Origin of the sequence: Mesorhizobium sp. M4B.F.Ca.ET.203.01.1.1 (assembly GCF_004791025.1) — a bacterium.
Classification (GTDB): domain Bacteria; phylum Pseudomonadota; class Alphaproteobacteria; order Rhizobiales; family Rhizobiaceae; genus Mesorhizobium; species Mesorhizobium abyssinicae.
The window spans coordinates 123,740-136,448 of record NZ_SRUO01000002.1 but is presented as its reverse complement, the minus strand read 5'-3'; the positions used below and the strand labels follow the sequence as shown (position 1 = coordinate 136,448).

The following is a 12,709-nucleotide window of genomic DNA, read 5'->3' as shown; positions in this document are numbered from 1 at the left end:
CCCGCCAACGGACCCCGACTGCCGATCCGTTCGCCGCACTGATTTCCACCGGCTACTACTCCCACTTCCAGCCGAGGATCTCCGGCATATCCTGTCCATGGGCGCGGATATAAGCTTGGTGCTCGATCAGCTTGCCTTCCATGATCTGTTTCAGTCCGACTCCGGTCGGCTCAGGGATACGGTCAAGGACACTCAGCACCAGATGATATCTGTCCAGGCCGTTCAGAACCGTCATGTCGAAAGGCGTCGTCGTCGTGCCTTCCTCGTTGTAGCCGCGCACGTGGATATTGTCGTGGTTGGTGCGCCGATAGGTCAGCCGATGGATCGTCCAGGGGTAGCCATGGTAGGCAAAGATGACCGGTTTTTCTTTGGTGAACAACGCGTCGAAGTCGCGATCCGACAGCCCGTGCGGGTGATGCTCCCTGGGGTGCAGCGTCATCAGGTCGACCACGTTGACCACCCTGATCCGAAGCTGCGGAACATGGTGCCTGAGTATCTGGACGGCCGCCAGCGTCTCCAGGGTCGGAACGTCGCCGGCGCAGGCCAAGACCACGTCCGGCTCTGCTCCGCCGTCAGTTGAAGCCCAATCCCAAATGCCGATGCCCGCTTTGCAGTGAACGATCGCCTTGTCCATCGAAAGCCACTGCCATGACGGCGGCTTGCCGGCCACGATGACGTTGATGCGGTCCCATGTCTGCAGCACATGCTCGGTCACGCAGAGCAGACTGTTGGCGTCCGGCGGCAGGTAGACGCGCACGATATCGGCCTTCTTGTTGAGGGCGACATCAATGAAGCCGGGATCCTGATGGCTGAAGCCATTGTGTTCCTGGTGCCAGACATGACTCGACAACAGGTAGTTTAGCGACGCCACCGACCGTCGCCAGGGAATTTCACGACATGCATCCAGCCATTTCGCATGCTGGTTGAACATCGAATCGACGATGTGGATGAACGCCTCGTAGCAGGAGAAGAAGCCGTGCCGACCGGTCAGCAGGTAGCCTTCAAGCCAGCCCTGGCAGGTGTGTTCCGAGAGAATCTCCAGAACCCTTCCGTCGCGCCCGAGATGAACATCCTCGGGCAGGATCGTTTCCATCCAGGCGCGCTCGGTAACCTCGAACACGTCTTGCAGCCGGTTCGAAGCCGTCTCGTCCGGGCCGACGATGCGGAAGTTCTTCGCGCCATCGTTCAGTTCCATCACGGCGCGCAGGAATTTGCCCATCACTCGCGTTGACTCGGCCTTCACCGCGCCGGGCCGTTCAACGGAAATGCCATGGTCGCGCAGTCTGGGCAGTTCAAGGGACCGGCGCAGCAAGCCGCCATTGGCATGCGGGTTGGCGCCCATTCGCCTCGTACCTTGCGGAGCAGTGGCACGTATCGTGGCCACAGGCGCACCCATCGCATCGAACAGTTCTTCAGGCCGATAGCTCCTCATCCACTCTTCGAGCATCTTCAAATGCTCGGGGTTTTCCGCAAGGCCGGACAAGGGAACCTGATGGGCGCGCCAGAAGCCTTCGGTTTTCAGCCCGTCGACTTCCTTCGGGCCGGTCCAGCCTTTGGGGCTTCGCAGCACGATCACTGGCCACTTCGGCCGGCGTTTTGCAATTTCGCCACCGCCGCGAGCCTCGCCCTGGATTGCCCCGATGCGGTCGAGCGCATCATCGATCACAACCGCCATCCTCTCATGCATTGCCCCCGGTTCATGGCCTTCGACGAACAGCGGCTCGTAACCGTAGCCGACGAACAAGGCGCGCAATTCGTCTTCCGGGATGCGGGCAAGGATGGTCGGGTTGGCAATCTTGTAGCCGTTGAGATGCAGGATCGGCAGCACCGCGCCGTCGCGCGCCGGGTTGAGGAACTTGTTGGAATGCCAGGCGGTGGCAAGTGGCCCGGTTTCCGCCTCGCCGTCGCCGACCACGCAGGCGACGATGAGATCCGGATTGTCGAAGGCTGCGCCAAAAGCATGCGAAAGCGCGTAGCCCAATTCGCCACCCTCATGGATCGAGCCCGGGACATCCGGTGCAGCATGGCTCGGAATCCCGCCCGGAAAAGAGAACTGCCGAAACAGCTTGCGCATGCCTTCTTCGTCCAGAGATACGTCGGGATTGAGCTCGCTGTAGATGCCCTCGAGATAGGTGTTGGCGACCATGGCCGGACCGCCATGGCCTGGGCCGCAGACGTAGACCATGTTTGCATCCCTGAGCCGGATCGCGCGGTTGAGATGGGCGTAGATGAAGCTCAGGCCGGGCGAAGTCCCCCAGTGCCCTAGCAGCCGCGGCTTGACATGTTCCAGCTTCAAGGGCTCCCGAAGCAGCGGATTGTCGAGCAGGTAGATTTGCCCGATCGTAAGATAGTTGGCGGCGCGCCAATAGGCGTCAACGTCGTGCAACTCCTGGTCCGACATCCGTTTGTTGCTGTTGACTGTTTTTGCCGATTGTCCGGTCATCTTACTTGGCTCCGTTGTCTCATTTTGCGAAAGCCCGGGGATTCCGCGTTGGCCATGGGCCACCAACGCATCGCGCGACTTTCAGTTCATCACCTGATCGGCGCGGCCGCTCGCTGCATCGCTAGCATTGTGCAAGCTGGGCGTCGCGCTGGTTGGAACCGCGGTCATACTGCCACCAACAATCAGGCTTTCAGCCCATCTCGCCAGAAGTGTTTCAGGACCTCAAGGCAGACCAGCACTGCCAACCCGGCCGCCAACGTCACGGCGAGGTCGTCCAGGTGCAGCGGTCCGAACTGGAAGAGGCCACTTGCGAGTGGCCATGCAAGTGTCCCGCCCAGCGCCGCGGCAACCACCACGACGACGAAAGCAAGCGATCGGTTTGGCCGGATCAACGCAACAAGCAGCGACTCGCTGAACGTACGGTTGACGAAAATCAGCCCAACGATCGTCAGCACCAGCGAGAAGAATGTCAGGGCGCGAATCTCATTCTCCGGCATTCCCCAGCGCAAGGCGACGAGGAAGATGCCAGCAACAAGCGCGAATGCCAGCAGGCCCTGCACAACGCTCCACGCGATCAACGAGCGCGAGAAGAGCGCAGCTTCCGGATGTCGCGGCGCACGCCTCATCGTGTCGTCCTCCTCGGTCTCCGCTTCAAAGACCAGGGAGCAGACCGGATCGATCACCATCTCCAGAAAGGCAATGTGAATAGGTCCGAACAGGATAGGCAGCCCAAACAGCAATGGAAGGAGGGCCAGACCCGCAATCGGTACGTGCACGGCAAGAATGAAGCCCATTGCCTTGCGCAAATTGTCGTAGATGCGGCGGCCCAGCCGGATGGCTTTGACGATCGACCCGAAGTCATCATCGAGAAGGACGATGGAAGACGCCTCCCGCGCGACGTCCGTGCCGCGCCCTCCCATGGCAATGCCAATGTCGGCTGCTTTCAGCGAAGGCGCGTCGTTGACGCCGTCTCCGGTCATGGCAACGATCTCGCCATTGGCCTTCAATGCTCTGACGATTGCCAGTTTCTGCTCGGGCATGATCCGCGCGAACACCGTTGCGGTCTTCACGCGCGCCGACAGGGCTGCGTCATCCTGCGCCTTGAGCTCTTCGCCGGTGACGACATCGTTGAAGTCGAGCCCGGCCCCGCGGGCGATAGCTCTGGCTGTCGCGGGATAGTCCCCGGTGATCATGATCACTCTGATGCCGGCGGAGCGGCAATTGCTCACCGCGTCCGGAACCTCCGCTCGCAGAGGATCGGCAAGCCCGACGAGACCCAAGAATTCAAATTCGAATTCAGTCTGCTTGTCCGGCAGTTGATCGCCAGCATGGCTGGAACGCGCGACGCCCAAGACGCGCAGTCCTTCCGTGGCCATGGCGTCCACAACATCCTTGAGCGAAGCGACACGATCCGCAGGCAGACGGCAGAGTGCCGCGATGGCCTCCGGCGAACCCTTGGCGGCAATCAGGTAGTCGTTGCCCTCAGCCGATAGCCGCCAGGCGTTCGACATTGCCAGCAGTTCAGGACGCAACCCGTAGGCGCGGGCCAATTTCCAATCGGCACCCTCAGCACGCTTCGCCAGGCGCTCCTGGGCAAGCTTGTGGAATGCCCTTTCCATCGGATCAAAGGGAATTTCGGCACTGGCAAGCGCGCCGATCTCGACCAACTCTGCAAAGGCCGCTGGCATCTCCTTGCTTGAGCTGTTCAGGCGAAGCAGTTTTCCATCGGCCGTTCTCATTTCTGCAATTGTCATGCGATTTTCGGTCAGCGTTCCGGTCTTGTCGGTGCAAAGGACAGTTGCCGAGCCAAGCGTCTCGATCGCTGCTGCGCGACGGGTGAGCACGCGCGCCTGCGAGATGCGCCAGGCACCCATGGCCATGAAGATTGTCAGCACCATGGGAAACTCCTCGGGCAGCATCGACATGCCGAGCGCAATGCCCGCCAACACCGCATCAAGCCATCCGCCCCGCAACAAGCCATAAAGCACGACCGCGAGAACGCTGACGGCGCCGCCGACAAGTGCGAAGATGCCGACAAGGCGTTTTGTCTGTCGCCGCAGGCGGGGTGCCTCGGTTTCCATGGTGCTCAGCGATTGCCCGATCGCACCGATTTGGCTGAGCGGCCCGGTTGCCAGAACTTCGCCAATGCCTGAACCGCGAACGATGAGTGATCCGGAAAATGCGAAAGGCAGGTCGTCGCCCCCCGGCCTGCATTGCGCCGGCAGATCGGCATCCCTGGCAGCAATCTTGCGCACCGGAACAGACTCGCCGGTCAGCAAGGACTCATCGGTCTGGATATCCCGGCTCTGGATGAGCACGATGTCGGCCGGAACGCGATCCCCCTCGCCCAGCACGACCGTATCGCCGCGCACCACCTCGCGACCCGCAATCCGCTTGCGTTCGCCGTCGCGTATTACCAGGGCGCGCGGACTGGTCAGGTCGCGCAGCGCCTCGAGGACACGCTCCGTCCGCGCCTCCTGGACGATGGTAATCCCAACCGACAACGTGGCAAATGCAAGCAGGATCAACGCCTCCTGGAGATCGCCAAGAAGCAAATAGACGCTACCTCCACCTAACAGCAGGGCGAGCATTGGCTCGCGCACGACCTCGATGGCAATCCGCAACGGCGTGCGGCGACTGGGCCTGGGCATTTCGTTGAAGCCTTCGGTGGCAAGCCTTGCCTGTGCTTCGGCCTCGCTGAGGCCGGGCATTGCAATGGTGGATGAAGCGGATCGAGACATTTGGCCTTGTTCGAGTCCCAGCGTGCCGTCTTGCATTTTCCCGTGTGACGAAAATTGAATTCAAAGATGCGCGATCAGCTTTCGTCATTTGCGAAGGCGCCGAGCGCCGGCGCGTCCAGCGCTCGGCGCATCCGTCTGATGATTGCGGCGCGACCCCGTTCGTCGGCCGCGGTGTTGACGGCCTCCGTGACGTCGAGGAGAAGCTTTGAAAGATCGTTGTGCCAATCCAGCCGGGCAACCTTTTCCGGCTTCAGGCGGCGCGGCTCGTTGGCGTCGACCGGCAAACAGCCTTGGGACGTCAATTGGAAAGCGCTATCCAGCTCCGGCATGATGATCCTGTCCGAAGGAATCGGTCCAGCCAGCCGGCCGCTGAGGCCGACCAAGCCTGCTTCTTCACCATGCGTCAGGAACACCGTGTGCTTGACCGGAGTTCGAGCCAAGGCCCAGGCGACGAGTTCGCTTGCGTCGGCATGGCCAGAGTAGAGATCGAACAGGCTGATCCGGGCCTTGACCTCTACCTCTTCGCCCTGGATGCGCACACGCCGCGCGCCGTCGAGCAGTATCCTTCCGAGTGACCCTTGAGCCTGGTACCCCGCCATCATCACGGTCGCGTTCCGCCGCCAGAGGTTGGCCTTGAGATGATGGCGGATACGCCCGGCGTCGCACATGCCGCTGGCGGCGATCACGACGAAAAAGCCTCTCAGGCGGTTGATCGCCTTGCTTTGCTCGATGGTTTCCGTGAAGCGCAGTTGGGGTGAACTGAGAGCCTGACGCAGACCGTCGACTTGTTCGATGTCGTCGGCATGTCTTTCGAAGATCGTGCTGGCACGTGTCGCCAGCGGCGAGTCGACGAAGATCGGAGCAGTCGGCACCTCTCCCGCTTTCATGAGCAGGTGGAGGTCTACCAGCAGTTCCTGTGTCCGCTCGACGGCGAAGGAAGGAACGATAAGGGGGCCGCTCGCCTCGGCAGCGCTGCGCACCACGTCGCCGAGCATTGATCGCCGCTGTTCAGGCGCAACGTCCGGGCGGTCGCGGTCGCCATAGGTCGATTCGCAGATGAGATAGTCGACACCGGCCGGGCCCTCCGGATCGGTATGCAGCGGCTTGTGACCGGGTCCGATATCGCCTGAAAACAGTATGCGCATCGGCATGTTCTGACGTTCCACGTCGATCTCTAGCTCAACCGATGCGGAGCCGAGCAGATGGCCGGCGTTCCAAAAGCGAGCCCGAACGCCTTGGGCTACGGTGGTCCATGCGGCGTATTCCAAGGCCCGAAAAAGGGTCATGCACGCTGCTGCATCCTGCTGCCTGTAGATCGGCTCGACCGGCGGCCGCCCGCGCTGCGCATTGCGGCGGTTAAGCTGTTCCACCTCCATCTCCTGGATATGCGCCGCATCCGGCAACATGACCGAACAAAGATCGATTGTAGCTCGGGTCGTGTAGATTGGCCCGGCAAAGCCCTGCGTGACCAGCTTTGGCAGAAGGCCGCTGTGATCGATATGAGCATGCGTCAGGACGACGGCGTCGATCGCTTCCGGCGGGAACGGGAACGCGCCGTAGTTCAAGGCCCGCTCCGACTTCGATCCCTGGAAGAGGCCGCAATCGACGAGGATCCTCGCGCGTGGTGTTTCGATCTCGTAGCAAGAGCCGGTAACACCGTGGGCTGCGCCGTGGAAGCGCAAAACAGGATCCGTGCCTCGACTGGCGTTCATGGGAATCATGCCCTAGTGCGACAGGAGAACGGGCAGGCGCAAATCCGAGAGAATGCCTTCGGTCGCCCCACCGAGCACGAAGTCCCTGACGCGCGAATGACCGTATCCACCCATAACCAATAGTTTGCCGCCGATTTCGAGGGCATGCTCCTGGATAGCGGTGGCGATCGAGCGCGCCCCCGCCTGAATTGATGCGGCTTCGGCCGCCAGACCGCGCGTCCTCAGGCCTTGCGCAAGGCGTTCACCGATGTCTTGTCCCGGCAGCGGCTTTTCGTCCGTCACGGTCACAACCGTGATCATCGTGGCAAGCTCCAGAAACGGCCGTGCATCGGCAACGGCCCGCGCAGCCACGCGACTGCCATCCCAAGCGATGACGACATGGTCAAGGGCGCCGACATCCGTGGCGTCAGGAAGCAGCAGGGTCGGTCGACCCGATCCGAACACGACCGCCTCGGCTGTCATTCGCGCCGTCTGGTTGTCCGGCGCCCATCCGACCAGGCAGATGTCGAAGTAGCGGCACTGCTCGGCCGCTGTGTCCCCAATTAGGGCCGGTGGCGCGGTCAGCTCCTGCGTCGTCAAGCGGACCCCGCCCTGCAATGCTTCTTTTGCAACTGTTTCCAGCAAGTTCTTGCCGAAACTGCGACTGGTCGCTTCGGCCTCCCTGATCTTGTTGGGAAGGTCGAGCAAGAAGCTCGACAGAGCGTTTGAAACGTCGGGAATGTCGACATTGATGGCGACCGCGTGCAGCGTCGCTCCAATGCGCCTGGCAACCGCGACTGCATTAGACGCGGTCTTTGGTGTGTTCGCCTCCGGGTACGTCGCCAGAGACAGGGATACCATCGGCTTCATCATATTCGCCTCCTTTGCGGCGAGGTCGGGCCACTGGATGCCGGCGCTGCTGCGACATCTATGGAGGCAGTGGACGGCGTGCGCATTGATTCACCGCAAATGCAGCCGTCGGTGGGGCCGAGGAACAGGCACTCACTCGGCAAGCCCACCTTGACGCCGCGAACGCTGACATTCAGCAGAGCCAGGGTATCGACCGCTCGGTCGCAGAGAGGGCCTAGATAATTTGCGTCTCGTTTCGCCGGCAATGCTGCAGATGCGCGTTTGCCCTCCTTTGCGTTGATGTGCGTCAAGGCGAGGTGGTCCACGACCCTACTATGGTCAGGGTCAGCAATGACTTTGGAGACAACGGATGAAGGAAGAGATCAGAAAGAAGATCGTGACGCTGTTGGATCAGCATCGGATCATGACCATCGCAACGCTAAAGCCCGACGGCTGGCCGCAGGCGACCACCGTCGGCTACGTGAACGAAGGCCTTACCCTTTACTTCCTCTGCGGTCTGGAAAGCCAGAAGGCTGGGAATCTGACGCAGGACGATCGCGTGTCCTTGACCATCGATCACGACACGCCGCAGGTGATGGAAATCACCGGACTTTCCATGGCGGCGCGAGCCCAGGCGGTGACAGACCTGGCCGAAGCGGAAAAGGTCCTGCGGATGCTGCCGCTGAAGTATCCGCAGCAAGTCTCGCTGCCAGGACCGATGCCAACTCCGGATCAGGTGCGCATATTTCGCGTGATGCCTACGGTCATCTCGGTGCTCGACTACTCCAAGGGTTTCGGCCACACCGATGTCGTCACTTGCTGATCGCGCTCGCCCCCAAGACAACCTTTGGGTTGCGTGAGCGAGGCCGGCAAAGCCAAGGCATTCAGACCCGGCGGGCTAACGGTCCCACCCATACGATGGGTCCTAAGTGGATTCTGGGTTTGTTGGTGATCTGTAGCCTTCGTTAGGACTCGGGATGATATACCGCTATCAGACGTTCAAGTTCGTCGATGGCAGACGACTTGGAAGCTGCTCGCCCTGAAGTTCCGGCGGCACCTCCAGCCCGGATCACGCCCTCCATTTTCGGCAGCTCATGCGCGATGCCGTTATGACAGTCGATGCAGGTCGCTTCGCCGGCAGGCAGGTAGCGCCTATGGTTTCAGCGACTTTCCGCCCCGCCGACGGACCGGCTTGAGCCAGGGCGTCCGGACCTGGCGCGACCTTGCGCTTCGCGAAGGCGATGTCGCTGTGTTGCCGGTCTTCGGCCTGCGCGGTCACAACCAGACTGGGCCGGGTCAGGCGAGAGCACGGCGGCCAGTGATTCTCTCGATGTTGATGCGGAAGAAAAGGTGAGGCGGACTGGCAACCTTGTCCTCGGATTGAGGCGTCTCGCTGCCAGGTTCCCACCAGTTGGGGCGTGCCTTCTGCAACAGCGACCATGCATGGTCGCGCTCATTCTGCCGGGGGCCTTCGGAGAGTTCTTCATAGCGCCCGAAGGCAACGACACTCCACCAGTTGCGTGGATTACGGATCTCGTCGACTTCGACGCAAACTTGAGGATTTCCGCGCATCGCCAAGACCTTCTGACCAACCAAGGAGAAGCTGTAGATGTGGCCGTGTTCGTAAACGAAGCTAATCGGCACAACGTACGGCATCCCGTCGCTTACGCAAAGGCGCCCGACCCTGCTCGCGGCTAGGTGCATCCTGGATTCTTGGGCGGTCATCTCACTGATGATCACGGGACTCCCCCGGTAAAGAGCGTTCTTCACGCTGTGCATCTCGATGCTGCGTAAGCGGCTTCCACGAGAAGCACGATCGCTCGCCGGGCTACTCGCCGTGTTCCAAGCACCACTCTAGCAAAGACGACGACGGGTGCCCTGATCCAAGTTGCGCTGTAATCAGGAACCGCCTTGTGGCCCTCTCAAGCGAGCCAGTCCGACATGCCGCCACCTCAATGCTTCGCGCAATCGCATTATAGCCCATGGAACAGGCTCCACGAACCGCTTTTCGCTGTGACTTGGGGGCTTACAGCACGAGGAACCCGATTGTCGCGAGCGCCATGACCAGGCTGGCAGTTTCGGCGCCGGCATTCGCGGGACAAGGACGGCGACACGAATGCGGCGGGCCACCTTGGCGAAGACTCGGAGCTCGATCCAGGCAAGACAGGGTCACTGACCCTCAACCTCAAGCCGGGCTTCTACGCAGTCTTCTGCAATGTCCCCGATCATTTCATGAAGGGCAACCATCAAGGTTCAGTAAGGGTGCCCCCAGCGCGCGCCTGCCATAGGTTGTGGCGTGCTCGGCAGAACCCGCGAGCGCATCAATACGCCGAGTGGAACGACAGCGTTTTCTCGAACAGCCATGGCGAACGTCCTATCGCTCCGACACGAGACATTGGACACAGCGATCTATATGGAGATCACTATGCCAATCGCTGCGGTGCAGAATGCGTTTGATCAGGCAATCTCTATGGCACCTTCGATCGACAGGACGGAATGCTTGACAAAGTCCTTGGTGATCTCGCCGACCAGTTTGGCGCTCAACGAGGGCTGATAGTGCCTTCGCAGCTCTCCAAGCGTGCGCGGGTCGGCGATGATCAAAACATGCTCACAGTAATCTTCATGCGACTGCTCATTGAGATAAGCGGCGACCGATCCCGCAAAGTCGTCCTCACGCAGCCGAGACTCGTCCGGATTGGCGGTTGAGCTGCGATGCCTCCCGCCGGATCCTGCGCGGGCCATTTCAAGGATGGGATCCTCGATTTCGATAAGCTCGATATGAGGTTCATGCCCCTTATTATGAAACAGTCGCAGGATCTCGCCGTCAGTTACCGCCACGAGAGTGCCGTTGTTCAGGATCATGTGTTTCTCCGACGCTGGATCAGCCGAGCGCTGTAGGGCCGTGTCCGATCTTTTCGTTTTGCTATTGGCAGGCAGGTAATGCCGGTTCGACCTGCGTCGCATTGACCTTAGTCAAGCCCAAGCGGAATGCGCCGAGTCAACTCGGGCAGAAGGCGGAATGCAGCGCCTCGATCACCGTGAGCACCTCCGGCCTCGTGATACGGTAGTAGACCGTCGTGCCGTCCCGGCGCGCCTCGACCAAACCATCGGCCCGCAGCCGCATAAGCTGTTGCGACATAGGCACCTGGTCGATGTCGAGCAGCTCTCGCAACTCGGCCACCGAGCGCTCCTCATTTCCGAGGGCGCATAGCACGAGCAAACGCTGTGGATGGGACAGGCTCCGGAGCAGTTCCGCCGCCCTGCCTGAGGCCGGGATCAAATCTGATACATTCATAATCTTGAATTTATTATCTTTGAATGTTACATGCAAGCTTGCCAATCGGGTTGGCCGACGCCGTACCTTACAATTGCGCCGCGCCGTTTGGAAATTGAGCCCGATCAACGAAGAACGCGACTTTCACCCGCAGGATGCTTCGAAGATCGAACCAACGGGAGGATCATCATGTCCCACATCGTCGTCCTCGGAGCAGGTCTCGGCGGCACGATCATGGCATACGAAATACGCGACAAGCTGCGCCGAGCGGATCGGCTGACCGTCGTCACGCTCGGCACGTCCTATTCCTTTGTACCTTCAAATCCCTGGGTGGCCGTAGGATGGCGGGAGCGCAATGATGTCACTGTCGATCTGGCGGATACCTTCAAGCGGCGCGGCATCGCGCTGCGTCCCGAAGGCGCAAAGAAGGTGCATCCGAAGGAAAACCGCGTCGAACTCAACGACGGCACCTTCGTCGACTACGACTATCTGATCATCGCGACCGGTCCCGATCTTGCCTTCGACGAGGTGCCGGGTCTCGGACCTGCCGGACATACCCAATCCATCTGCCACATCGACCATGCCGTCGCCACGCGGGCGAAGTTCGACGAACTGGTTCGCAAGCCCGGTCCAGTCGTCGTGGGCGCGGTTCAGGGCGCGTCCTGCTACGGCCCGGCCTATGAATTCGCCTTCATCCTCGACACAGCGTTGCGCAAGGCCAGGGTACGCGACCGCGTCCCGATGACCTTCGTGACGCCGGAACCCTATATCGGCCATCTCGGTCTCGACGGGGTCGGCGACACCAAGGGCCTGCTCGAAAGCGCCATGCGGGATCGCCACATCAAGTGGATCACCAACGCCAAGGTGGCTTCGGTCGACGCCGACATGATGCACGTCGAGGAAGTCGACGAGGACGGGACGACCAAAGCCAAGCGCGACCTGCCCTTCGCCTTCTCGATGATGCTGCCTGCCTTCCGTGGCGTTCCGGCGCTGATGGGGACCGAGGACCTTGTCAATCCGCGCGGCTTCGTCACCATCGACAAGCACCAGCGCAACCAGACCCATCCCAACGTCTTCGCGATCGGAGTCTGCGTGGCCATTCCGCCGGTCGGCAAGACGCCGCTTCCCGTCGGCGTTCCCAAGACCGGCTTCATGATCGAATCCATGGTCACGGCCACCGCCGAGAACATCGGCGCGCTGCTACGCGGCCAGGAACCGAGGGCCGTCGCGACGTGGAACGCGATCTGCCTCGCCGATTTCGGCGATGAAGGTATAGCCTTTGTCGCGCAGCCGCAGATCCCTCCCCGCAACGTCAACTGGTCCTCGCAAGGCAAATGGGTCCATGCGGCGAAAGTGGGGTTCGAGAAATACTTCCTTCACAAGGTGCGGCAGGGAAAGAGCGAAACCTTCTACGAGGGGCTGGCGCTCGACGTCCTGGGCATCAAGAAACTCAAGGCCATCCACATCGAGCCGGCCGAATAGGCACGGCGTTCAGGAGACAAGAATTATGACGATAGACAAGGCAGTTCTCAGGTTTGCGGGCGTCGTAGTGCTGATATCGCTCACGCTCGGCATCTACTATTCGCCTTACTGGTTCCTGCTGACGGCATTCGCCGGGCTCAACATGATGCAGGCCTCGGTCACGGGCTTCTGCCCGGCAGCGATGGTCTTCAAGAAGCTCGGCTGCAAGCCGGGTGCAGCGTTCGAGTAA

10 protein-coding genes and 1 pseudogene are annotated in these 12,709 nt (G+C 61.0%); 3 read left to right on the top strand and 8 right to left on the bottom strand.

Annotated features, from left to right (window positions below; translation table 11 throughout):
• Window positions 1-55 precede the first annotated feature (55 nt).
• The 4 genes from EN846_RS04050 to EN846_RS04035 form a co-directional block, all read right to left on the bottom strand.
• Complete coding sequence (locus EN846_RS04050; protein WP_127309449.1) at window positions 56-2,443, bottom strand: phosphoketolase family protein; 2,388 nt, start codon at window positions 2,441-2,443, stop codon at window positions 56-58.
• 182 nt (window positions 2,444-2,625) lie between these two features.
• Window positions 2,626-5,184 carry a cation-translocating P-type ATPase gene (locus tag EN846_RS04045; RefSeq protein ID WP_127309462.1) on the bottom strand — a complete coding sequence of 853 codons (2,559 nt, stop codon included), beginning with the start codon at window positions 5,182-5,184 and terminating at the stop codon, window positions 2,626-2,628.
• A gap of 74 nt (window positions 5,185-5,258) precedes the next feature.
• On the bottom strand, window positions 5,259-6,896 hold the full coding sequence (locus EN846_RS04040) for an MBL fold metallo-hydrolase (protein ID WP_127391759.1): 1,638 nt from the start codon (window positions 6,894-6,896) through the stop codon (window positions 5,259-5,261).
• A gap of 12 nt (window positions 6,897-6,908) precedes the next feature.
• Window positions 6,909-7,748 (bottom strand): universal stress protein, encoded by an 840-nt coding sequence (locus EN846_RS04035; protein WP_245493231.1) that lies wholly within the window; start codon window positions 7,746-7,748, stop codon window positions 6,909-6,911.
• 346 nt (window positions 7,749-8,094) lie between these two features.
• Here EN846_RS04035 and EN846_RS04030 point away from each other — a divergent pair, with 346 nt between their 5' ends.
• Complete coding sequence (locus EN846_RS04030; protein ID WP_127310531.1) at window positions 8,095-8,547, top strand: pyridoxamine 5'-phosphate oxidase family protein; 453 nt, start codon at window positions 8,095-8,097, stop codon at window positions 8,545-8,547.
• Between the two features lie 142 nt (window positions 8,548-8,689).
• On the opposite strand, the pseudogene EN846_RS04025 reads toward EN846_RS04030, so the two are convergent.
• From EN846_RS04025 to EN846_RS04010, 4 genes and pseudogenes are all read right to left on the bottom strand, one after another.
• Window positions 8,690-8,881 (bottom strand): annotated as a pseudogene (locus EN846_RS04025) (NapC/NirT family cytochrome c); the annotation flags it as partial.
• A 139-nt stretch (window positions 8,882-9,020) separates the two neighbouring features.
• The gene (locus EN846_RS04020) at window positions 9,021-9,464 is read right to left on the bottom strand and encodes a pyridoxamine 5'-phosphate oxidase family protein (protein ID WP_245478313.1); all 444 of its coding nucleotides are present in this window, start codon (window positions 9,462-9,464) and stop codon (window positions 9,021-9,023) included.
• 717 nt (window positions 9,465-10,181) lie between these two features.
• Window positions 10,182-10,586, bottom strand: a complete 405-nt coding sequence (locus EN846_RS04015) for a host attachment protein (protein ID WP_127287182.1) — start codon at window positions 10,584-10,586, stop codon at window positions 10,182-10,184.
• A gap of 136 nt (window positions 10,587-10,722) precedes the next feature.
• Window positions 10,723-11,019 (bottom strand): metalloregulator ArsR/SmtB family transcription factor, encoded by a 297-nt coding sequence (locus EN846_RS04010; RefSeq protein WP_127287183.1) that lies wholly within the window; start codon window positions 11,017-11,019, stop codon window positions 10,723-10,725.
• 168 nt (window positions 11,020-11,187) lie between these two features.
• Here EN846_RS04010 and EN846_RS04005 point away from each other — a divergent pair, with 168 nt between their 5' ends.
• The gene (locus EN846_RS04005; RefSeq protein WP_127310530.1) at window positions 11,188-12,480 is read left to right on the top strand and encodes an FAD/NAD(P)-binding oxidoreductase; all 1,293 of its coding nucleotides are present in this window, start codon (window positions 11,188-11,190) and stop codon (window positions 12,478-12,480) included.
• Window positions 12,481-12,505: 25 nt separating this feature from the next.
• A complete protein-coding gene (locus EN846_RS04000) occupies window positions 12,506-12,709 on the top strand; it encodes a DUF2892 domain-containing protein (protein ID WP_127310529.1) in 204 nt (67 codons plus the stop codon).

Excerpts from the sequence above, each read along its gene's own strand:
- EN846_RS04045 (WP_127309462.1), bottom strand. The coding sequence starts at position 5,184 with ATGTCTCGATCCGCTTCATCCACCATTGCAATGCCCGGCCTCAGCGAG.
- EN846_RS04000 (WP_127310529.1), top strand. The coding sequence starts at position 12,506 with ATGACGATAGACAAGGCAGTTCTCAGGTTTGCGGGCGTCGTAGTGCTG.
- EN846_RS04030 (WP_127310531.1), top strand. The coding sequence starts at position 8,095 with ATGAAGGAAGAGATCAGAAAGAAGATCGTGACGCTGTTGGATCAGCAT.
- EN846_RS04005 (WP_127310530.1), top strand. The coding sequence starts at position 11,188 with ATGTCCCACATCGTCGTCCTCGGAGCAGGTCTCGGCGGCACGATCATG.
- EN846_RS04015 (WP_127287182.1), bottom strand. The coding sequence starts at position 10,586 with ATGATCCTGAACAACGGCACTCTCGTGGCGGTAACTGACGGCGAGATC.
- EN846_RS04050 (WP_127309449.1), bottom strand. The coding sequence starts at position 2,443 with ATGACCGGACAATCGGCAAAAACAGTCAACAGCAACAAACGGATGTCG.
- EN846_RS04040 (WP_127391759.1), bottom strand. The coding sequence starts at position 6,896 with ATGAACGCCAGTCGAGGCACGGATCCTGTTTTGCGCTTCCACGGCGCA.
- EN846_RS04035 (WP_245493231.1), bottom strand. The coding sequence starts at position 7,748 with ATGATGAAGCCGATGGTATCCCTGTCTCTGGCGACGTACCCGGAGGCG.
- EN846_RS04010 (WP_127287183.1), bottom strand. The coding sequence starts at position 11,019 with ATGAATGTATCAGATTTGATCCCGGCCTCAGGCAGGGCGGCGGAACTG.